This window comes from Phaeobacter porticola (assembly GCF_001888185.1).
Taxonomy (GTDB): Bacteria; Pseudomonadota; Alphaproteobacteria; order Rhodobacterales; family Rhodobacteraceae; genus Phaeobacter; species Phaeobacter porticola.
The window spans coordinates 1736699-1757280 of the sequence record NZ_CP016364.1; the positions used below are offsets into that span (position 1 = coordinate 1736699).

Annotated in this window: 20 protein-coding genes; 10 read left to right on the forward strand and 10 right to left on the reverse strand. The window is 59.4% G+C overall.

Annotated elements, in window-relative coordinates; translation table 11 throughout:
- Window positions 1–57 precede the first annotated feature (57 nt).
- The 7 genes from PhaeoP97_RS08390 (at window position 58) to lexA (ending at window position 5612) form a co-directional block, all read left to right on the forward strand.
- Window positions 58–639 (forward strand): anthranilate synthase component II, encoded by a 582-nt coding sequence (locus PhaeoP97_RS08390; RefSeq protein WP_072504693.1) that lies wholly within the window; start codon window positions 58–60, stop codon window positions 637–639.
- Window positions 636–1664: an anthranilate phosphoribosyltransferase gene (gene trpD / locus PhaeoP97_RS08395; RefSeq protein ID WP_072504694.1), complete on the forward strand. Its 1029-nt coding sequence runs from the start codon at window positions 636–638 to the stop codon at window positions 1662–1664. The genes PhaeoP97_RS08390 and trpD overlap by 4 nt, the downstream gene beginning before the upstream one ends.
- Window positions 1661–2314, forward strand: a complete 654-nt coding sequence (locus tag PhaeoP97_RS08400; RefSeq protein WP_072504695.1) for a uracil-DNA glycosylase — start codon at window positions 1661–1663, stop codon at window positions 2312–2314. Before trpD ends, PhaeoP97_RS08400 begins: the two co-directional genes overlap by 4 nt.
- 14 nt (window positions 2315–2328) lie before the next feature.
- Window positions 2329–3141, forward strand: coding sequence for an indole-3-glycerol phosphate synthase TrpC (gene trpC / locus PhaeoP97_RS08405; RefSeq protein ID WP_072506373.1), 813 nt, complete (start codon window positions 2329–2331; stop codon window positions 3139–3141).
- Complete coding sequence (gene moaC, locus PhaeoP97_RS08410) at window positions 3141–3611, forward strand: cyclic pyranopterin monophosphate synthase MoaC (protein ID WP_072504696.1); 471 nt, start codon at window positions 3141–3143, stop codon at window positions 3609–3611. Before trpC ends, moaC begins: the two co-directional genes overlap by 1 nt.
- On the forward strand, window positions 3612–4784 hold the full coding sequence (locus PhaeoP97_RS08415) for a molybdopterin molybdotransferase MoeA (RefSeq protein WP_072504697.1): 1173 nt from the start codon (window positions 3612–3614) through the stop codon (window positions 4782–4784).
- 141 nt (window positions 4785–4925) lie between these two features.
- A complete protein-coding gene (gene lexA, locus PhaeoP97_RS08420; RefSeq protein WP_072504698.1) occupies window positions 4926–5612 on the forward strand; it encodes a transcriptional repressor LexA in 687 nt (228 codons plus the stop codon).
- 339 nt (window positions 5613–5951) lie between these two features.
- Here the strand turns inward: lexA and PhaeoP97_RS08425 are convergent, their stop codons facing one another.
- Window positions 5952–8012 carry a ComEC/Rec2 family competence protein gene (locus PhaeoP97_RS08425; RefSeq protein WP_072504699.1) on the reverse strand — a complete coding sequence of 687 codons (2061 nt, stop codon included), beginning with the start codon at window positions 8010–8012 and terminating at the stop codon, window positions 5952–5954.
- Window positions 8013–8091: 79 nt separating this feature from the next.
- On the opposite strand from PhaeoP97_RS08425, the gene gltX reads away from it, so the two are divergent.
- From gltX to PhaeoP97_RS08440, 3 genes are all read left to right on the forward strand, one after another.
- The gene (gltX, locus tag PhaeoP97_RS08430) at window positions 8092–9492 is read left to right on the forward strand and encodes a glutamate--tRNA ligase (protein ID WP_072504700.1); all 1401 of its coding nucleotides are present in this window, start codon (window positions 8092–8094) and stop codon (window positions 9490–9492) included.
- 125 nt (window positions 9493–9617) lie between these two features.
- The gene (locus PhaeoP97_RS08435; protein WP_072504701.1) at window positions 9618–10913 is read left to right on the forward strand and encodes a citrate synthase; all 1296 of its coding nucleotides are present in this window, start codon (window positions 9618–9620) and stop codon (window positions 10911–10913) included.
- Window positions 10914–11249: 336 nt separating this feature from the next.
- Window positions 11250–12134 (forward strand): calcium-binding protein, encoded by an 885-nt coding sequence (locus PhaeoP97_RS08440; RefSeq protein WP_237029019.1) that lies wholly within the window; start codon window positions 11250–11252, stop codon window positions 12132–12134.
- A gap of 159 nt (window positions 12135–12293) precedes the next feature.
- Here PhaeoP97_RS08440 and PhaeoP97_RS08445 read toward each other — a convergent pair whose 3' ends face one another.
- From PhaeoP97_RS08445 to PhaeoP97_RS08485, 9 genes are all read right to left on the reverse strand, one after another.
- Window positions 12294–13070, reverse strand: a complete 777-nt coding sequence (locus tag PhaeoP97_RS08445) for an enoyl-CoA hydratase-related protein (RefSeq protein WP_072504703.1) — start codon at window positions 13068–13070, stop codon at window positions 12294–12296.
- A gap of 161 nt (window positions 13071–13231) precedes the next feature.
- A complete protein-coding gene (locus PhaeoP97_RS08450) occupies window positions 13232–13726 on the reverse strand; it encodes a cytochrome c-type biogenesis protein (protein ID WP_072504704.1) in 495 nt (164 codons plus the stop codon).
- Entirely contained in the window at window positions 13723–15687 is a 1965-nt protein-coding gene (locus PhaeoP97_RS08455; protein WP_072504705.1) for a heme lyase CcmF/NrfE family subunit, read from the reverse strand. Before PhaeoP97_RS08455 ends, PhaeoP97_RS08450 begins: the two co-directional genes overlap by 4 nt.
- A gap of 106 nt (window positions 15688–15793) precedes the next feature.
- The gene (locus PhaeoP97_RS08460; protein WP_072504706.1) at window positions 15794–16405 is read right to left on the reverse strand and encodes a holin family protein; all 612 of its coding nucleotides are present in this window, start codon (window positions 16403–16405) and stop codon (window positions 15794–15796) included.
- Window positions 16396–17007 (reverse strand): holin-associated N-acetylmuramidase, encoded by a 612-nt coding sequence (locus PhaeoP97_RS08465; protein WP_072504707.1) that lies wholly within the window; start codon window positions 17005–17007, stop codon window positions 16396–16398. The genes PhaeoP97_RS08460 and PhaeoP97_RS08465 overlap by 10 nt, the downstream gene beginning before the upstream one ends.
- Before the next feature lie 122 nt (window positions 17008–17129).
- Window positions 17130–17573: a cytochrome c maturation protein CcmE gene (ccmE, locus tag PhaeoP97_RS08470; protein WP_072504708.1), complete on the reverse strand. Its 444-nt coding sequence runs from the start codon at window positions 17571–17573 to the stop codon at window positions 17130–17132.
- 53 nt (window positions 17574–17626) lie between these two features.
- Window positions 17627–18655: an N-acetyl-gamma-glutamyl-phosphate reductase gene (argC, locus tag PhaeoP97_RS08475; RefSeq protein WP_072504709.1), complete on the reverse strand. Its 1029-nt coding sequence runs from the start codon at window positions 18653–18655 to the stop codon at window positions 17627–17629.
- A 131-nt stretch (window positions 18656–18786) separates the two neighbouring features.
- Window positions 18787–19596, reverse strand: a complete 810-nt coding sequence (locus PhaeoP97_RS08480; RefSeq protein ID WP_072504710.1) for a glutamate racemase — start codon at window positions 19594–19596, stop codon at window positions 18787–18789.
- Between the two features lie 20 nt (window positions 19597–19616).
- Entirely contained in the window at window positions 19617–20537 is a 921-nt protein-coding gene (locus PhaeoP97_RS08485) for a lysophospholipid acyltransferase family protein (RefSeq protein WP_072506374.1), read from the reverse strand.
- Window positions 20538–20582: the final 45 nt, after the last annotated feature.

Here is a 20582-nt window from a genome sequence, read left to right on the forward strand (position 1 = left end):
CAACCACTATACTGCGGCGTGGCCCCGGCCCGCCAGCCCTTAAACGAGCCTGCGAACATGCTGCTGCTGATCGACAACTACGATTCCTTTACTTACAATCTGGTCCACTACCTGGGCGAGCTTGGCGCCGATGTCGCCGTGCATCGCAATGATGCGCTCAATGTGCAGGATGCAATGGCGATGAAGCCTGCGGGCATCTTGCTGTCCCCGGGCCCCTGTGACCCCGATCAGGCGGGCATTTGCCTGGCACTGACCGAGGCCGCGGCCGAAACCCGCACCCCTTTGCTGGGGGTCTGCCTCGGGCATCAGACCATTGGTCAGGTCTTTGGCGGCAATGTGGTGCGTTGCAAGGACATCGTTCACGGCAAGATGGGCACCATGCACCACATCAACAAGGGTCTCTTTGCGGGTCTGCCCTCTCCGTTTGAAGCCACCCGCTATCACTCTCTGGTGGTCGAGCGCGACACCCTGCCCGACTGTCTTGAAATCACGGCCGAACTGGATGATGGCGTCATCATGGGGCTGCAACACAAGGAACTGCCAATCCACGGCGTGCAGTTCCATCCGGAATCCATTGCCTCGGAACACGGTCACGCGCTGCTGAAGAATTTTCTTAATGAGATGAAGGTTCCAGCATGAGCAACGCAATGAAGCCGTTGATCGACGCCGCCGCCGACCGCGCCCTGACACGCGCAGAGGCTGAGGACGCCTTTACCCATCTGTTCGAAGGCAACGCAACGCCCAGCCAGATGGGCGGCTTGCTCATGGCGCTGCGCACACGCGGCGAAACGGTGGACGAGTATGCCGCCGCCGCTGCTGTGATGCGGGCGAAATGTAACCCCGTGGTGGCTCCGGCTGGCGCAATGGACATCGTCGGAACCGGTGGTGACGGCAAGGGCACGCTTAATATATCAACGGCGACGGCTTTTGTGGTCGCAGGCGCCGGTACAATTGTGGCCAAACATGGCAACCGCAACCTGTCATCGAAATCCGGCGCGGCAGATGCGCTTGGCCAGATGGGCATCAATGTGATGGTGGGTCCGAAGGTGGCAGAACAGGCGCTGCAAGAGGCGGGAATCTGCTTTATGATGGCCCCCATGCACCACCCTGCGATTGCCCATGTGATGCCAACGCGGCAGGAACTGGGGACGCGCACGATCTTTAATATCCTTGGCCCGTTGACGAACCCCGCAGGCGTCAAACGCCAGCTGACTGGTGCGTTTTCGCGCGACCTGATCCGGCCAATGGCCGAGACTCTGGGACAGCTCGGCGCGGAACAGGCCTGGTTGGTTCATGGTTCTGACGGCACGGATGAGCTGACCATAACCGGCGTCAGTTGGGTTGCCGCACTTACCACCGCGGGCACAATCGCAGAAATGGAGCTGCATCCCGAGGATGCCGGTCTGCCCGTCCACCCATTTGAGGCTATCGTTGGTGGTTCGCCTGAAGAAAATGCCAAAGCTTTCAATGCACTGCTGTCCGGCGCGCCGTCAGCCTATCGTGACGCTGTTTTGCTGAACTCCGCCGCAGCACTGGTTGTTGCAGGGGCGGTAAGCAATCTGAAAGAGGGCGTTGAACGCGCCAGGACCAGTATCGACAGTGGCGCCGCCCGCGCCAAGATCGAGGCTGTCGCCCGCATCACCACAGCTGCGGGTAACGCATGACCGCAGAATTGGCGGATCTCGGCGGCTGGGCAGACCTTGATTTCTTTCACAGCACATACCCGGCCATCGCCAGGGCGGTGACCGCTGATCCACGGCAGATCCTGCCAACAACCAACCAGCGATTTCAGGCCCTGCGCCTGACCCAGCCCGAAACAACCCGCGTCGTCATTCTGGGCCAGGATCCCTATCCGACGCCCGGCCATGCCCATGGGCTGTCTTTCTCGGTGGAGCCTGACGTGCACCCCCTGCCCCGATCGTTGCAAAATATTTTCAACGAATTGCACGCCGATATTAATGTCGAACGACCCAATGGCGATTTGCGCGGCTGGGCCCGTCAGGGCGTTCTATTGCTGAACACGGTGCTCAGCGTGCCCGCGGGAGAGGCCAACGGCCACAAGGATCTTGGCTGGCAATTGCTGGCACATCAGATCCTTACCGCGACCAGTCAGCGCCCGACAGCCTACATATTATGGGGCAAACAGGCGCAAGGGCTTGAAAAATATATTCAACCGGGCGATCACCTCATTCTGAGGACAGCCCACCCCTCACCGCTTTCGGCGCGGCGCGGCTTTTTTGGCTCGCGGCCCTTTTCGACGGTGAACAGCTGGCTAACCATGCGGGGGCAGCCGCAAATTGACTGGAACGCGTGACCGGAGGCGTCAAGATGACAGAAACTGTGCTGGACAAGATCAAGGCCTATAAGCTCGAAGAGATCGCCGCCGACAAGGCTGCCAAACCAATGGAAGCAGTCGAAGCAGAGGCCCGAGATGCCGATCCCGTGCGTGGTTTTGCCAAGGCCTTGATGACCGCCGGACGCCAGGGATATGGGCTGATTGCCGAGATCAAGAAAGCCAGCCCTTCCAAAGGGTTGATCCGCGAAGACTTTGATCCTGCGGCACTCGCCAAAGCCTATGAGGCAGGTGGTGCCACTTGTCTCTCGGTGCTGACTGACACGCCCAGTTTCAAAGGAGCAAAACCATTTCTGTCGGCCGCGCGCGCCGCCTGTAACCTACCGGTCCTGCGCAAAGATTTCATGTACGACCCATATCAGGTCGCCGAGGCCCGCGCTCTTGGCGCTGATTGCATTTTGATCATCCTCGCCTCTGTCTCTGATGCGCAGGCGGCAGAGCTGGAGGCCGCTGCGACCGATTGGGACATGGATGTGCTCCTTGAAGTCCACGACGAGGAAGAGTTGCACCGTGCCTGCAATCTGAAATCACCGCTTCTTGGCATAAACAACCGGAATCTCAAGACATTTGACACCACGCTCGATACCACCCGCACCCTGTCGCGGCTGGTCCCGGCAGAGCGGACCATTGTCTGCGAAAGCGGCCTCTCGACCCCACAGGACCTGTCCGACATGGCGCGCTATGGGGCACGCAGCTTCCTCATTGGTGAGAGCCTGATGCGTCAGGACGATGTCGCTGCCGCAACCCGCGCGATCCTATCCGCCCCCCTGATGCCCGGAGCAATGTGATGTCACTCACGCATTTCGACGGCAAGGGCGATGCCCATATGGTTGATGTCTCGGACAAGGCTGTAACATCCCGTATTGCCACGGCAACAGGTCACATCACCATGGCCCGTGAAACCTTTGATATCATTTCACAAGGTCGCGCAAAAAAAGGCGATGTCTTAAGTGTCGCACGCCTGGCCGGCATCATGGGGGCCAAGAAAACACCCGATCTGATCCCGCTCTGCCATCCTCTGCCAGTTACCAAGGTCGCAGTTGACCTGACACTTGATCCCGACCTGCCCGGCGTACGGGTCGAGGCCACTGTGAAAACCACAGGCCAAACCGGGGTCGAGATGGAGGCGCTGACGGCAGTGTCAACCGCCGCGCTTACCGTCTATGACATGGCCAAGGCCGTGGATAAGGCGATGGAGATAGGCGGCATTCATGTCACGCTAAAAGATGGCGGCAAATCAGGCCGGTACGAGGCTTAGATGATCTCTGTTTCCGACGCGCTGGACGCGCTTCTTGCCCTCGTGTCCCCCACAGCAGTTGAGACTGTGCCGCTGCGTGCCGCGGCTGGCCGTGTGCTGGCAGCGCCTGTTACTGCCCGGCGCGATCAGCCACCCTTCGCGGCCTCGGCCATGGACGGCTACGCGGTGAAGGCTGCCGAAGTTGAGCGCGACGCCATGTTCAAGATCATCGGAGAAAGTGCCGCAGGCCACGGATTTGCCGGGCAAGTTGGTGCTGGCCAGGCCGTTCGTATCTTTACCGGCGCACCGGTGCCAAAGGGCGCTGATTTTGTTGTTATTCAAGAAGATATAAGTCGAACCGGATCCTTGATCACCATTTCGGATCATCCGGGCCCTGGTCGTAATATCCGCGCCCTCGGCAGTGATTTTTGCGTGGGCTCCAGCGTCAGCGCACCCCGTATTCTATCGCCCGCCGATATCGCACTGCTCGCCGCGATGAACATCGCCGATGTGCCTGTACGCACCAAGCCCACGGTCGCGCTGATCTCTACGGGCGACGAATTGGCGCTGCCCGGCGATATGCCCGGACCTGATCAGATCATCGCGTCGAACACTTTTGGTTTGGACGCGATGATCACCGCTGTCGGTGCCACGGCGCGCATTCTGCCGATTGCGCGCGACACGATCGGTAGCCTGAGCATGGCATTGGAGTTGGCGAACAAGGCCGATCTGATTGTCACCATCGGCGGCGCGTCGGTCGGAGATCACGATCTGGTTGAGCAGGTGACCGAAGATGTCGGCATGTCGCGGTCATTTTACAAGGTCGCAATGCGTCCTGGCAAACCACTGATGGCTGGGAAAATAGGTCCGTCAGCCATGGTAGGCTTGCCGGGAAATCCTGTCTCTGCAATGGTTTGTGGACATATCTTCTTGTTGCCGATGCTGCGAGTCATGCTGGGACTTTCGCCCGAGACGCAGACGCCACCGCTCGCGCCTCTGGCCAATGACCTGCCGCCCAACGGGCCCCGCACCCATTACATGCGCGCGCGCCTGGACAACCATGGTCTGCACGTCTTTGATGATCAGGACAGCGCCCGTCTCGCCCTATTTGCTGAGGCAAACGCTCTTGTGATCCGCCCGCCCCATGACACCGCCCGACAAAAGAGTGAGCACCTCGCCTATATCGCGATTTGATTTCACCTGCCAGGATTTCAGTTTATCGACAAATCACCGTCAATTTCACGCCAATTGGCGTGTTTTGCGGAACCGACGGTTGACACAAAACGAGAACATGCGTAGAACAAAGGGAAACATCGAGCGGTCGAAAGGGATGTCATGCTGACGAAAAAGCAGTTGGATTTGCTGGATTTTATCCACACGCGCCTGCAAAAGGATGGTGTCCCCCCAAGTTTTGATGAAATGAAGGTCGCGCTGGACCTGCGATCAAAATCCGGTATCCACAGACTGATCACGGCATTGGAAGAACGCGGATTTATCCGCCGTCTTGCCCACCGCGCCCGCGCTATCGAGATCATTCGGTTGCCGGACAGTCTGGGGAGAATGGCTGCACCTGCCCCCAAAGATCTAGGTGCGGTCCCGGCGCCCGCGAACCAGACAATGGCGCCGGTGATGGCCGCTGCGGTTGAACTGCCCGTAATGGGCCGTATCGCTGCCGGTGTGCCGATCGAAGCCATCAATCAGGTTTCCCATCAGGTCGCCGTACCGGCTTCGATGCTCTCGGCGCAGGGTCAGCATTTCGCATTGGAGGTCCGCGGTGACTCCATGATAAATGCAGGGATCAATGATGGTGATATTGTGGTCATCCGCGAAACCGCTGTTGCCGATGATGGCGATGTTGTGGTTGCCCTGGTCGAAGGTCAGGAAGCGACATTGAAGCGGATCTATCGAAATGGCGGCACGATCGAGCTTGAGGCGGCCAATCCCGCGTATGAAACGCGCCAGTACCCGCATGACAAGGTCAAGGTGCAGGGCCGTCTTGTCGGATTGATCCGCTCGTATTGATCCGCTACCTGATCAACCACATCTGCGGTCGTGACCGCCGGAAAAGTCATGTCGGACAAGTCACGTGGGCGGATCATATCACCCAAGACGTTGATGGATATGTCAAACGTCATGGCGCACAACCTGCGATGACATGTGGCCAACTGACAGGTTTTGCGACTGAACGAGTCTCTACTATTGAAAAACACTACAGAGCATTTTGACGGCCTTGTTGCAGCTTATCGCAACCTTTGCGCGCCACCTGACACCCTGTGTATGAACTAGATATTGCCGGTCGCCTGTTGCACCGGCAATCCTGCGATGCCGACTATACCTGTGGGAAGGCAATTCAGAGTTTATTTATGGCCCCGAGCGGCTCCATAGCCGATCCCCGATCACATCTTGCGCCGACACCCAGCGGCCATCGGATTGCATCTGGACGCTGCCCAGATGGCGCAGTGCGTCAGCGTCAAACACCAGACAATCCCCTTTTGGGCTCAACGGTTTGGCGCTGACAATCACGTCCTCAGCCGCGCACCGGATCAGGGCTTCGGCCGCTGTCTTGTTGATCACATGGATCAGTGTTCGTGCGGGTGAACCAACCTGTAACGACATCGTTTTTCCTGGCAGGCTCGCCAGAGTTGGGGACCCCCGTTGCAGATATGGCCAAAGTGCTGCCGCTTCTGCCTGTGAGCGTAGGCTGCCATCGTTTTCGGCCCATCTTTCAGCAGCATAGCCGTGACCTTTGGCGCGTGACAGGGTACGACCATCCTCTGTCATCACACCAACGATTCCGCCGTTTGGTGCAATCAGCACCGGTGGTCGCTGCGCGCCCTGCCACAGCAGACCAGCCACAAACAGCACTGGCAGCCCATACCAGCGCAGCCTGCCGCGCCAGAGGATCAGAAATAACCCGCCAATGGCAATCAGGGGCAGCACTCCGGCAGACGGCATGTGAACCGCCCCCTGCGCCCCATCCAGCGAGGCCACCCAATTGGCGATAAACAAGATCCAGCGAATGCCTAGATCCATCACCCACAGCCCCGGCGCCGCGGCTCCAATTGGCGCAAGACAGAGCGCAAGCACCGCCGCAGGCACCACCACCAGCCCCATCACCGGGACCGCAAGCACATTGGCAAGCAAGCCGTAGTGCGATAGCAGATTGAAATGTGCCGCCGCAAAGGGTGCCGTTGCGGCCCCCGCCACAAGCGATGACAACAAGACCCCCACAGCAATTTGCATCCACCGGGGCCCACGTGCCGCGACACCTCCCTGAATGCCACCAAAGACCGCAATCAAAGCCGTTGTCGCGGCAAAGCTCATCTGAAAACCCGGACCAAGCAGGCTCTCGGGTCGCAGTGTCAGGATGATCATCGCGGCCATCGCCACGGCCCGCAATGACAGCGCTCGTCGATCCAGCAACACCGCGCCCAGCATCATGGCCACCATGACATAGGCACGGGTGCTGGCCACCTGTGCGCCGGACAATGCCAGATAGGCGCTGGCGGCCAGAAGCGCCCCAACGGCAGCAATTTTCTTGGCCTCACATCGTAGGGCTAGCGGGGGTGCCAGCGCCAATAGCAGCCGCAACCCGCCAAATACGAAGCTCGCCAACAGCCCCATATGCAGGCCAGAGATCGCCAGTAGATGGGCCAGATTGCTGGCGCGCAATGCCTCCAGCGCAGATTGCGGAATGCCCGACCTGTCACCTGTGGTGATCGCCGCTGCAAATCCACCGGTGGCGCGGGGCATCCGCGAACGGATCGCTCCAGACAGGCGCTGACGCAACTGATCCACGGCAAGACCACGACTGGTTGGACGAATGGTCAGCACTGGCACACGGGTATAGCCAACCGCCCCAAGCTTCTGAAACCAGGCGTGGCGACGAAAGTCAAAGCCATGCGGTTCCACCGGACCCTGCGGCGGCATCAGATGTGCTGTTGTCATCACGCGAACGCCAATTTCCGGCACCTTAGCGCCCTCTGGCAGCGACAGCCGAACACGTTCTGGTGTCTTGCCCGGTGCGATCTGCCCAAGGCGCAGCTGGTCCAGCGTTATCCGTAACCGGTCGCGGGAAGAGCGATCTATCGCAATGACACGACCTTCGACCGGACCATAGCTGCGGAAACTCAGCACTGGGGCAGCAACAGACTGCGCCCGCAGCCCGGCCACCGTGAACCCTGTGACAACCACCAGCACGGCCCAGCCTAGAAACACCGCGCCATCTTGCCTGTCGCCGCGCCGCAGCAACATCCAGCCGCCCATCCCGATAGCGGCACCCGTGGCATAATGGGCGACGCCCGGCTCAAACCGCAGAGAAAAGAAAATGCCGATACCTGTGCCAAACAGCACTGGCACCCAGGGAAAGAGATCCCCCCGCTGGAATTGCAACAGCTGGTCAAGAACGCCCAAGGCGCGCATGCTTGCTCCTTGCCTTCTGGCTCGGTAGACAGGCTGCAAAACTAGCCCTTCCATGGTTTCCAAAAGGTAAATCACCCTCATGTCCAAACCGGTCGTCACCCGTTTCGCTCCTTCGCCCACCGGCTATCTGCATATCGGCGGCGCCCGCACCGCGCTGTTCAACTGGCTTTATGCCCGTGGTCGCGGTGGCAAGTTCCTATTGCGGATCGAAGACACCGATCGCGAACGATCCAACCCGGAGGCGACCGCGGCCATTCTGCAGGGGATGGCCTGGCTCGGCCTTGATCATGATGGCGAGGTGGTCAGCCAGTTTGAGGGTGCCGACCGTCACGCCGCCGTTGCCCGCGAACTGCTGGAAACCGGAAAGGCCTACAAATGTTTTGCCAGTCAGGACGAAATCGCAGCCTTCCGGGATCAAGCAAAAGCGAGTGGTAAATCAACGTTTTACCGCTCTCCTTGGCGGGACGCTGATGCGGCCGATCACCCGGATGCGCCCTACGTGATCCGCATCAAGGCACCGCAGGATGGCACGACCGTGATCCGGGATGAAGTACAGGGAGATGTCACCATCCGCAACGATCAGCTTGATGACATGATCCTGCTGCGTTCGGATGGCACCCCAGTCTACATGCTGGCCGTTGTGGTGGATGATCATGATATGGGTGTCACCCATGTGATCCGCGGCGATGACCATCTCAACAATGCCGCCCGGCAGATGATGATCTATGAGGCGATGGGCTGGGATGTGCCGGTCTGGGCCCATATCCCGCTGATCCACGGGGCGGACGGCAAGAAACTCTCCAAACGCCATGGTGCGCTTGGTGCGCAAGAATATCAGGCAATGGGCTATCCGGCGGCCGGCATGCGCAACTATCTGGCCCGTCTGGGCTGGAGCCACGGTGACGACGAGTTCTTTACCGACGCGCAGGCGCGCGACTGGTTTAATCTGGATGGGATCGGCAAAAGCCCAGCCCGGTTCGATACCAAAAAGCTGGAAAACCTCTGCGGTCAGCATATTGCCATCAGCGATGATGCTGCGCTGCGGAATGAATTGCAGGGCTATCTGGCGGCAGCTGACAAACCACAGTTAAATGACGTTCAGTCAAACGATCTTGAACGTGCGATGTATTGCCTCAAGGACCGGGCCAAGACTTTTCCTGAATTGCTTGAAAAGGCGCATTTTATTCTAGTTTCACGCCCGATTGAGCCGGATCAGAAGGCGGCAAAAGCCCTGGCATCTGTATCCGACGGTATACTGAGTGAATTGACGCCGCAGCTGCAAAATGCTAGCTGGTCACGAGACGATCTGGAGGCGCTTCTGAATGAATTTGCAGAAGCACAGGATACCAAGTTCGGCAAACTGGCAGGCCCGTTGCGGGCTGCACTGGCAGGCCGCGCGGTAACACCTTCAGTTTTCGATATGATGCTGATTCTGGGCCGGGACGAAACACTGGCCCGTCTCACCGACGTTGCAGGCTGATCCCGCCGTTAACCGTAGGGTAAGCCGTTACCGCTATGACCTCACTTGCGCGATTGCCGTGCAAGTGGTGCCTGCCCGGGGCGGGGTTTATCCTCGCTTCGTGCCTGTATCAGGAAGGGACATCTATGACCGATACAAAGAAAACCGCCCAGCTTAGCCTGAATGGCGAAACTTACGAGCTTCCCATTTTTTCGCCAACGACCGGGCCCGATGTTCTGGATATCCGCAAGCTCTACGGCCAGGCCGGTGTGTTCACCTATGACCCGGGATTTACCTCCACGGCAAGTTGCGACAGCACCATCACCTACATCGACGGTGGCAAGGGCGAATTGCTGCACCGGGGCTACCCGATTGACCAGCTTGCGTCGAAATCGCACCACCTGGAAGTCAGCTATCTGCTGCTTTATGGTGAGTTGCCGACGGCGACCCAGCTAGAAGATTTCGAGACCCGCGTGACCCGTCACACCATGGTGCATGAACAGATGCACAACTTCTTCCGTGGTTTCCGCCGCGACGCGCACCCGATGGCGACACTTGTTGGTGTTGTCGGCGCGATGTCGGCCTTCTACCATGACTCCACCGATATCAACGACCCCTGGCAGCGCGAAGTGGCTGCGATCCGTCTGATCGCAAAACTGCCCACCATCGCTGCGATGGCCTATAAGTATTCGATCGGCCAGCCCTTCGTGTATCCGCGCAACGATCTGGATTACGCCGCGAACTTCCTGCACATGTGTTTCTCTGTTCCGGCAGAAGAATACCATGTCGACCCGATCCTGGCGCGTGCCATGGACCGGATCTTTATCCTGCACGCGGATCACGAACAGAACGCCTCCACCTCGACCGTGCGTCTGGCGTCCTCTTCCGGTGCGAACCCGTTCGCCTGTATCGCCGCGGGCATTGCCTGTCTTTGGGGTCCAGCACATGGCGGCGCCAATCAGGCCTGCTTGGAAATGCTCAAGGAAATCGGCTCGGTCGACCGCATCCCTGAGTTTATCGAACGCGCCAAGGACAAAAACGATCCGTTCCGTCTGATGGGCTTTGGCCACCGGGTCTACAAAAACACCGATCCGCGCGCCAAGGTGCTAAAGCAATCCGCAGATGAAGTTCTGGAGCTGTTGGGCGTTGAGAACAACCCGCTGTTGCAGGTTGCCAAGGAACTCGAGCGGACTGCGCTGAACGATGAATATTTCATCGAGAAAAAGCTGTTCCCGAACGTCGATTTTTACTCCGGCATCATCCTCGAAGCGATGGGCTTCCCGACGTCGATGTTCACGCCGATCTTTGCGCTGTCGCGCACCGTTGGCTGGATCTCGCAGTGGAAAGAAATGATTGCAGACCCACAGAACAAAATCGGTCGCCCGCGTCAGCTGTACCTCGGCGAAACTGCGCGCGACTACATTGATATCGAAAGTCGCTAATCACAGGCGGCGCCACCACAACATCGGTGGCAGAAATCAGCAAACCCTGCCTTTTCGGAGGCAGGGTTTTTTCATGTCTTCCTTCCGCATGACGTGGGCGGGACGGAGCTAACGCGCAGATCTTAAGAAATACATCTTTTGATTGCAGGCTTACGTCTTTCGGCCAGTGCGACAATCAATAGGATAGCTCGTTGATGTTTCCGATCCGGAAACTTGGTTAACCTATTTCCTCGCATTTTACTCAATTACGGCGGGTTTCGATTGACGAAATTCGACCTCCTGCATAGGCATGTCATTAATTGCTAATTAAACCTTAACGGGAGACGCACCGTGCTTATGCTTATGACATTGCTTGGGGTCGGCCTGCTGGCCGGCGTGATCATCAATGACTCCGATGATTCAGACAGCGCCGATTCTGGTGCTAATGAGGGCGGTAACGAAGACAACAACGAAACCGTCGTCGAGGGCACCGAAGGCGCGGATCTGCTCTTTGGCACAACCGGCAGTGAGAGCCTGCTTGGTGGCGCCGGTGACGACAATATCGACGCCCGTGGCGGTCAGGACACCATCGAGGGCGGCGCCGGCGACGACACGCTGGATGGCGGCTCGGCCGATGACAATATCTTCGGTGGCGACGGCGAAGACACGCTAGTGGGCGGCAACGGCGACGACTTTATGCGGGGCAACGCTGGCGATGACACGCTGATCGATACCCGCGGCGCGGATCATCTGGTTGGCGGTCAGGGCGATGACCTGATCATCGCAACCGGTATTTTGGATGAAGGTGCCTATGAGGACATCGTTCAGGGTCGCGAAACGCCTACCACCGCAGCCGAGGTCAACGCCTTACTGAACTTTGACTACACTAACGATCAGGACGGTGAAGGCGACACCATCAATGCCGGCGCAGGCGATGACGGGATTCTCTTTGGCCTCAACGACACCGTGACCGGTGGCAGTGGCAATGACAGCTTTGAAACCGGCGCATGGCTAAACGAGGACGAGCAGGCCACGATCACCGACTTCACTGCCGATGATGACCGGGTGGTTTATTACTACGATGAGACCGAGAACGAGCCAGAGCTGGATGTTGTCACTCGCGAGAACGAAGACGGCAGCACCGATGCCTTCCTTGTGGCTGATGGCGAAGAAGTTCTGCGCCTGATCAACGCCGGAACCAGCTTCAATTTGGCGGATCACGTGGCCCTTGTTGCCCGCTGAATCTGGTGTGATTTCCTGCTCGACGGGTTCAATTGATCTGGCCCGATCCAACAGCCATTGACCATTCTACCAGACTTGAAAAAACCGCCTCCCTGTGTCTCAGAGAGGCGGTTTTTCCATATCGTATTAGGCCGATTTGCCGCGGAGGGCTCAGATGGCTTAGCGGCCTTCAAACTTGGCGGGGCGCTTTTCCATAAAGGCGGTGACGCCTTCCATAAAGTCGCGGGTCTTGCCGCACTGGCCTTGCAGATGTGCCTCTTCGGACAGCTGCTCCGGCAGGCTGTTGCCATAGCCATCGCGGATTGCCGTCTTGATTGCACCAAAGGCACGAGTCGGACCGGCGGCCAGATAGGCCGCGCGTGCGCGCCAATGGCCGTCGAACTCGGCGTCGGGAATGGCCTCCCAGATCATGCCCCAGTCGCTCGCCTGTTTGGCAGAGATCTTATCGGCGAACAGCGCGGCACCCATTGCCTTTGCCATGCCCATCTGACGTGGCATGAACCAGGTGCCACCCGCGTCCGGCATCAGGCCGATACGGGCAAAGGCCTGCATAAAATAGGCGCTCTCGGTGGCAATCACCACATCCGCCGCCAGCGCCAGATTGGCGCCCGCGCCCGCAGCCGGGCCGTTTACAGCGGCAATGGTCGGAACCGGGCAATTGTAGATCGCCTCCAGCATCGGGGTGTATTCGTCCCGCAGCGTGCGCTCCAAATCCAGCTTGCCCTGACTTGCTGCATCCGACAAATCCTGACCGGAGCAAAAGGATTTGCCTTCGCCAGTCAGCACCACCGCACGGGCCTCTTTGCCGGCGCGCTGCATCGCATGGGTGATCTCTGCACGCGTCAGACCAGTCAGCGCATTCATCTTGGTCGGCCGGTTCAGCGTGACAACGGCCAAGCCGTCCTCCAGCGAAAACAAAATTTCCTTGTATTCCATCAAAGGGCCTCGTGGTTAAAGGTTTTCCGCAGACTTGCCTATGCAAGCCTGTAGGAAAAGGCAAACGCCGCGTAACCTCTAGCTGCAAACCACCCAAACGGTGCCGGCCGACGCCGCTATGCCGGTGAAGTTGTATTCCGGCAGGTCACCCGCGGTAACAATCAGTCTTTCAGGATACGATCCAGTTGCGCCCGTTCCTGTGCGCTGAGCACCACAGCACCGGGATCCTCCTCGCTTGGCGTACGGCTGCGGTTGCGGATGTAGCCACCCGCCAGAACCAGCGCCAGCACCAGCATCAGAGGACCCGCCGCATAAAGCAGCCAGTTGGCGCCGGTCGCACGGGGGCTGAGCAGCACATATTCGCCATAGCGCTCGACGATGAAGTCCATCGCCGCATCATCGCTGTCGCCTGCCACCAGACGTTCGCGCAACAGCAGGCGCAGATCGCGGGCCAGATCGGCATTGCTTTCGTCGATATTCTCGTTGCGGCACACCAGACAGCGCAGGTCCTTGGACAGTTCACGGGCCCGGCTTTCCAACGCCGGGTCCGCCAGAATTTCATCGGGCTCAACAGCCAGCACCGGGGTGCCCGCTACAACGAGGGGTGCAAGCAACGTCAACGACAGCAGCAGCCGGGCAAGGATCAGGCGGGTCATTCGGCAGGCACTCCTTCACGTGGGGTACGGCGCGCCCCGGCTGCAACGCGGAACCGCCGATCCGTCAGGCTTAACAAACCGCCAAGCGCCATCAGCAGGCAACCGCCCCAGATCCAATTGGCCAGCGGCTTGATGTAGGTCCGCACCGTCCACCCGCCATTGGCCTGCTGATCCCCAATCACCACATAGAGGTCGCGCAGGATCCGGTAATCAATCGCCGCCTCTGTGGTGGGCATGCGCGAGACGGGATAGTCGCGTTTTTCAGGGTTCAACAGAGCCACAAAACGCCCAGCTCTGGTGACCTCAACATCTGCCATGGTGCTGCGGTAATTTGGCCCCTGCACCCGTCGCACGTTTTGCAATTCCAGCGTATAGGCCCCGACCACAAAGGGTTTGTTCAGCTCCGCAACACGAATGTCCTCATCCTGCCAGGCGGTCAGACCCGCGATTGCAAAGATCGTCACGCCAAGGCCGGCATGCGCCAGCGTTTTACCCCAATCGGCACGGGGCAGCCGCAACATACGCCGAAAGCGTCCTGTCGCGCCCCCGCGCAACCAAAGATCAGCAAACGCACCAACCACCATCCAGACCCCAAGGAACAGCCCGATAGGCCCCAGACCAGAGCGGCCGGTCTGCATTGCCCAGGCCAGCACGCCAAGAGCAACAGCCAAGGCAAAGACAAAGCGCAGCCGCCAAGCTGTACGCCCCACAAGGCCGCGTTTCCATGGCAACATCGCGCCCACGGGCAGAATGATCCCCAGCAGCACCATGAAGGGGCTGAAGGCCGCGTTAAAGAACGGCGGGCCGACGCTCAGCTTGCGGTCAAACGCCATTTCGGCAACCACTGGCCACAGCGTGCCAAAGAAAACCACGAAACAGCTGACGGCCAGCAGGACGTTATTCGCCACCAGCGCGGTTTCCCGACTGACCAGACCAAAGACGCCTTTGGCCTGCATCGCTTGCGCACGCAGCGCAAACAACAGCAGCGCGCCACCAGTAAAAAACGCCAGGATATAGAGGATGAACACCCCGCGTTCCGGGTCACTGGCAAAGGCATGAACCGAGGTTAACAGCCCGGAGCGTACGATAAATGTGCCGATCAGGGAGAAACCAAAGGCAAGGATCGCCAGCAGGATGGTCCAGCTTTTCAGGCTTTCGCGTTTTTCCACCACAATGGCGGAATGCAGCAGCGCCGCCGCCAGCAACCAAGGCATGAAGGAGGCGTTCTCGACCGGATCCCAGAACCAGAACCCGCCCCAGCCCAACTCGTAATAGGCCCACCAGGACCCCAGCGCGATACCGATGGTGAGGAAGATCCAAGCCGCCAGCGTCCAGGGCCGCACCCAGCGCCCCCAGGCGGCATCGACACGGCCCTCGATCAGCGCAGCAACGGCAAAGGAAAACGCCATGCTCAACCCGACATATCCGAGGTAGAGAAACGGCGGATGAAACGCGAGGCCCGGATCCTGCAACAGCGGGTTCAGCCCCTGCCCGTCAAACGGCGGCACTGCGAGGCGCAGAAACGGGTTGGACGTAAACAGGATGAAGGCAAAAAACGCCACCCCGATAGAAGCCTGCACCGCCAGCACCCGTGCCTTTAGCGTCGGTGGCAGTCCGCCCCCAAAAACCGAGGCCACAGCCCCAAACAGGCTGACAATCAGCACCCACAAGAGCATCGAGCCTTCGTGATTGCCCCAAGTGCCTGAGATTTTGTAGAGCATCGGCTTGGCAGAATGACTGTTGAGTGCCACCAGCCGCAGCGAGAAGTCAGAGGTGATGAACGCCCACATCAGCGCCATGAAGGCAAAGCCGGTAAAGAAGAACTGCGCCTGTGCCGCAGGTTCCGCAACCGACATCCAGCCGGGCCATCGGAAATGGGCGCCAACCAGCGGCACCACCATCTGTACGATGGCAATCACAAAAGCGAGGATAAGGGCGAAGTGACCGAGTTCTGTAATCATAGCCTATCTATAGGCCGATCCGGCAAGGCCGCCAATCGCAATCGGCGCGTCCTCACGCCGCAGTGTCCCCGCCCACGCGCGCCTAAAAGCGGCCAGTGCAAACCGTTCACTTGCCCACCTTGGATAGTTTCAGCCATTCTGCCAGCGCTGGGTTTTCCCTTTTTTTATTTATGGTTATACCCTGTGCATGATCCCCTTCGGAAGGATCAGACATCACAGGCGCATCAGGTCCCGACGCGCGCAAATCATTGATCCGCGATACATTTGCCGCCACAGCGGGGGCCTGGGCCAGGCTGGCGGCAATCTCACGCTGGAAACCCTGACTTTTCAACTGCTGTCGCGCGCCAAAGTAAAACGAGACAATGACCCCCAGCAACCACCACAGCGGCTCCGGCACCAGTGCCAGCCCCTGCATCCGGGCGGCAAACCACAAGGGATCCACCATCGCCGACCCCAGAAGCGCCAGCGTCGACAGTGCTAGCAAGGGACGTGGCAGGCGGTTCACCCCATCCATCCAGCGATCAAACAGGCTAACGGGGCCGTGCCCTGCCTGACTACGGGCGAATTCCGCTGCGAACTGCGCCAACGCATCCGCCCGGCTGGCGTGATCCCGTATCGCGCCGGCTTCAGCGTTTTCGCGAAACACCTCCAGTGTTTCGGCGACCACATTGCGCTCCCGCCCGAACAGCCCGCGCAGCACATCTGCGATCAACCCCATGCCACCACCCGCGCCTGAAACTCGGCCTCACTCAGGTGATACTGCGGCGAGACGAAACTCTCGGCCCGCAGGATCCAGCCCCCCTTGCCGCCCTTGCGGGTGCGGGCGTATTTGCGGCTGGCGGGACGGCGATCGGCGATGCGAAAGTAATAGTTGCGCCGGGCCACGCCATAGGCATCGCGCAGGGCAACCCGGCCAATCTTGGCCGCAGCGCGGGCCGCGCCCGCCGTTTGCGGACCGATCCGACCATCTACAGCAACCTGATATCCCATCTGCACCAACAGCCGTTGCAGGATCCGCACCGCATTAGCACCGGCATTAACATACATATCGAAGACCGACGGGTGCAGGACCTCAGGCAATGCGGCGATCCGGGGGGTGTTGAAGTAGTGCCGGATATAGAGCTCAGCCGCTTGGTCCACGCTGACTGCTGCCACATCTGCCCTGTCGATACGCCCGTCACCGGTCAGGTCCATATCAAACCGTTGCAAGGTGCCAAGCGTCACCCCGTGGTTCGTCGCCCCGCCCGGATCATCCGGGTCATCAACATAGCCGCCTTCGCGGGCGACGATTTCATGAGCGATGGCTTTGATGTCGTGCATGTGCCTGTCCCTTTGGTTGGTTCGGGACATCAGCATGACAATAAAGAATGAGCGCACCCGGACCTGAGCGTGCGCTGAGGGCGCAACACCCCTCGGGGTGCGCCCTGTTACAATGGCGAGATTTAGGTGTCGGGTTCCTGATAGACGCCCTGTGCTTTCAGCGCGTCCATCACCTCTTTCGGCATGTAGGTTTCATCATGTTTGGCAAGAATTTCAGAGGCTTCAAAGGTTCCGTTGATGTAGCGACCGGTCCCGACCATACCTTGGTTTTCGGAGAAGAGATCGGGCAGAACCCCAGTATAGGCCACCGGAACCGACGCCCCGCCATCTGTCACCACAAAGCGCACAGTTTCCCCCTGTCCGCGCATGATGCTGCCTTCCTCCACCAGACCGCCGATGCGAAACACCTCATTGGCCTCTGGCGGCTGTTCCATCACCTGGCTGGGCGAGCGGAAGAAATTGATGCCGTCCCGCATGGCATAGCCGATCAGCGCCGTGGCCACCACCAATGCCACAGTGGTGAGTGCGATGATCTGGATGCGGCGCTGTTTTTTCAGTGACTTCATCGCGGCCTCTTTAGGTGTGGGTCCGGCGCATGTTGCGCCAGACCTTTGGGTCGTTAGGGGAACAGCGGCGCCATCATCAGCCCGGTTGTCTCCTCCTCACCTAACATCAGGTTGGCATTCTGCAAGGCCTGACCGCTGCTACCTTTTGTCAGGTTATCCAATGCAGCGATGACGATGGTACGGCCTTCGATCCGGTCCGCCGCTACCCCAATGTGGCAGAAGTTCGAGCCGCGGATATGCCGGGTTGAGGGCGCCTCGCCAAACGGCAGCAGCTCGATGAACGGCTCATCCGCGTAGGCCGTCGCAAGGGTCTGATGGATCGTTTGCGCATCGCCTTTCACATAAACGGTGGCAAGAATCCCGCGATTGGCAGGCACCAGATGCGGGGTAAACTGTACCTTTACCGGGCGACCGGCAATCTTGCTGAATTCCTGATCAAACTCGCCCAGATGCCGATGGGTGCCGCCAACGGCATAGCCGTGATAGCCCTCGCTCAGCTCAGCGTGCAGCAGGTTCTCCTTGAGACTACGACCCGCGCCGGAGACCGCGCATTTAAGATCCAGAATAATGTCATCAAGATCAATCACCGCGGATGCAATCAGCGGACGCAGGGCAAACTGGCCCGTGGCGGCGTTGCAGCCAGTGCCCGCCACCAGACGCGCGGATTTGATTTCCTCGCGGTAAAATTCGCTAAGGCCATAGACCGCCTCTTTCTGCTGGGCGAGGGCCGCGTGTGGGTTGCCATACCATTTTTCATACTCATCCGGATCCCGCAGCCGGAAGTCCGCAGACAGATCGACGATCTTCAGATCCTGCGGCAACGCCGCGATGACCTCCTGGCTGGTCTTATGCGGCAGGGCACAGAAACACAGGTCGATACCGGTGAAATCAATCTCACCAATCTTGCACAGCACCGGCAGCTCCAGATGGCGCAGATGCGGAAACACCTGGGCCATGGTCATACCGGCCTTACGCTCTGCGGACAGTGCCGCGATCTCGATCGTGGGGTGCTGGGAAATCAACCGCACCAGCTCAGCGCCGGTGTAACCGGAGGCGCCAAGAATAGCTACTTTATGGGTCATCAGGGACCTCTTTCGTGACTGGGGTAGAACCGAGACACCGCATCAGGGACGCGGCAGCAATAGCTGATAACGGCGCGAGGGGAATTGTTGCAGATCAAACTTCACGCGTGAAGCCACTGCACCAATATCGGTCAGGCCGCTTGAAAGATCATCTCTCGTCGCAAGAACTGCGTGGCGCGGTCGCTGACACGAGCGGGCACGCCGGTGGTGTAGAACCCACCCTGCCCTTGACCCATCATCTGCGGGTGACGCTCAAGGTAATCGGCCAGACTGTCGGCGACCAATCTGCCCTGACTAAACACCTGCACATCAGCGCCCAGTGCGGCCTGAAAGATCTCTTCCATCAGCGGATAATGGGTACAGCCAAGGATCGCGGCCTGCGGCTCTGGCATCTTGCGTGTCAGCGCATCTACATGGCTGCGCACCAGCGCCTCGGCGAGGATCATATCGCCGTCTTCGATGGCATCTACCACACCGCCACAGGCCTGCGCCTCGACATCCACACCGATGGCGCGGAACGCCAGTTCGCGCTGGAACGCGCGGCTGGACACCGTGGCGGGTGTCGCAAACAGGGCCACATGTTTGACAGCCACCTCGCGCGGCGGGGAATTGTCGCCCCATTGGCGTTCGGTCAGCGCCTCAATGAGCGGCACAAAGACGCCCAACACCCGCTTGCCCTCGGGCAGACCATCCTCTTGCATGCGGCGCAGCGCCGCCGCAGACGCGGTGTTGCAGGCCAGGATCACCAGATCGCAGCCCTTGGACCACATATCCTCAACCGCCGCTTTGGTCAGCTGATAGATGTTTTCGGCATCGCGCACGCCGTAAGGCGCATGGGCGCTGTCCGCATAGTAGAGAAATTCCACATCCGGGAGCCGCTTTTGTGCAGCATTCAGCACGGTCAGCCCGCCAAGGCCGGAATCAAAGATACCTACAGCCATCTGTCTCTCTCATTGCACCGTCAGGCGCGGTGTTTCTCCTCAAACTCAAAACCGTAGTCATAGGATTTGAGTGGTGTCGGAGACAGCTCATACGTGGCTTTGCGCAGGAAATCCATCATTGCTTTTGCGTCACCTGCCAGCGGGTCCAGCACATCCCGCTGGATCGGCGCTCCGATGGAGACGCGCACCGGCGTATCGACGCGTTTGTGAAACTCCTTGATTAACAGGCCCATACGTAAGGTCGGATGCAAATGACTTGCCATCTGAAACAGCCGAGAGGTATGCCCGTCAAAGTAGATCGGCACCACAACCGCACGGGATTTTGCAATCATCCGCGCTGTAAAGCCGCGCCACATCGGGTCCATCGGCGGGACCCTTGGCCGCAGAAAAGGCCGCGCGGCGGTGGACACGGTGCCGCCGGGAAAGATGCCGATAGCACCACCCTGCCCCAAATACTCCAACGCGGTCTTGCGGGTTTCAAGATTGGTTTTCAGCGCCGCTTTGGTTTCGGCGAAATCAATCGGCAGGATAACGCGGGCCAGATCATCAGCCTTGCGAAACACCTGATGGGCCAGAATACGGAAATCACCGCGCGCCTCTGACAGGATATGCCCCAGCATCAACCCGTCGAGAATGCCGTAAGGGTGATTGGCGATCACCACTACAGGCTGATCTTGGGGTATATTGGCAAGCGCGCCACCCACCACGTCCAGCTGGAGACCATAGCGGTCGCGCATCACGCTCCAGAAACTGTGCCCGGCGGCAACATCTGCCTCATACCCATCGGCACGTTTTATCAGTTGCAAACGCCCGGTTGCGTTCTCCATCACCCGGATCACCGCACGTCCGGGCCGGGTCTGGGCGGAATGCGCATAAGAGAGATCGCGCGCGCTGCGCATTGCCTCACGTCGTGATCCGTTTTCTCTAGGATAACTGTTCATGTTACCGGGCGTGCTGCGGGTGGGAAACATGGGATGGGCCTCGTG

What these genes read in the sequence shown, in the direction of transcription:
- PhaeoP97_RS08390 (WP_072504693.1), top strand. Translation starts at nt 58, where the DNA reads ATGCTGCTGCTGATCGACAACTACGATTCCTTTACTTACAATCTGGTC.
- trpD (WP_072504694.1), top strand. Translation starts at nt 636, where the DNA reads ATGAGCAACGCAATGAAGCCGTTGATCGACGCCGCCGCCGACCGCGCC.
- PhaeoP97_RS08400 (WP_072504695.1), top strand. Translation starts at nt 1,661, where the DNA reads ATGACCGCAGAATTGGCGGATCTCGGCGGCTGGGCAGACCTTGATTTC.
- trpC (WP_072506373.1), top strand. Translation starts at nt 2,329, where the DNA reads ATGACAGAAACTGTGCTGGACAAGATCAAGGCCTATAAGCTCGAAGAG.
- moaC (WP_072504696.1), top strand. Translation starts at nt 3,141, where the DNA reads ATGTCACTCACGCATTTCGACGGCAAGGGCGATGCCCATATGGTTGAT.
- PhaeoP97_RS08415 (WP_072504697.1), top strand. Translation starts at nt 3,612, where the DNA reads ATGATCTCTGTTTCCGACGCGCTGGACGCGCTTCTTGCCCTCGTGTCC.
- lexA (WP_072504698.1), top strand. Translation starts at nt 4,926, where the DNA reads ATGCTGACGAAAAAGCAGTTGGATTTGCTGGATTTTATCCACACGCGC.
- PhaeoP97_RS08425 (WP_072504699.1), bottom strand. Translation starts at nt 8,012, where the DNA reads ATGCGCGCCTTGGGCGTTCTTGACCAGCTGTTGCAATTCCAGCGGGGG.
- gltX (WP_072504700.1), top strand. Translation starts at nt 8,092, where the DNA reads ATGTCCAAACCGGTCGTCACCCGTTTCGCTCCTTCGCCCACCGGCTAT.
- PhaeoP97_RS08435 (WP_072504701.1), top strand. Translation starts at nt 9,618, where the DNA reads ATGACCGATACAAAGAAAACCGCCCAGCTTAGCCTGAATGGCGAAACT.
- PhaeoP97_RS08440 (WP_237029019.1), top strand. Translation starts at nt 11,250, where the DNA reads ATGCTTATGACATTGCTTGGGGTCGGCCTGCTGGCCGGCGTGATCATC.
- PhaeoP97_RS08445 (WP_072504703.1), bottom strand. Translation starts at nt 13,070, where the DNA reads ATGGAATACAAGGAAATTTTGTTTTCGCTGGAGGACGGCTTGGCCGTT.
- PhaeoP97_RS08450 (WP_072504704.1), bottom strand. Translation starts at nt 13,726, where the DNA reads ATGACCCGCCTGATCCTTGCCCGGCTGCTGCTGTCGTTGACGTTGCTT.
- PhaeoP97_RS08455 (WP_072504705.1), bottom strand. Translation starts at nt 15,687, where the DNA reads ATGATTACAGAACTCGGTCACTTCGCCCTTATCCTCGCTTTTGTGATT.
- PhaeoP97_RS08460 (WP_072504706.1), bottom strand. Translation starts at nt 16,405, where the DNA reads ATGGGGTTGATCGCAGATGTGCTGCGCGGGCTGTTCGGGCGGGAGCGC.
- PhaeoP97_RS08465 (WP_072504707.1), bottom strand. Translation starts at nt 17,007, where the DNA reads ATGCACGACATCAAAGCCATCGCTCATGAAATCGTCGCCCGCGAAGGC.
- ccmE (WP_072504708.1), bottom strand. Translation starts at nt 17,573, where the DNA reads ATGAAGTCACTGAAAAAACAGCGCCGCATCCAGATCATCGCACTCACC.
- argC (WP_072504709.1), bottom strand. Translation starts at nt 18,655, where the DNA reads ATGACCCATAAAGTAGCTATTCTTGGCGCCTCCGGTTACACCGGCGCT.
- PhaeoP97_RS08480 (WP_072504710.1), bottom strand. Translation starts at nt 19,596, where the DNA reads ATGGCTGTAGGTATCTTTGATTCCGGCCTTGGCGGGCTGACCGTGCTG.
- PhaeoP97_RS08485 (WP_072506374.1), bottom strand. Translation starts at nt 20,537, where the DNA reads ATGAACAGTTATCCTAGAGAAAACGGATCACGACGTGAGGCAATGCGC.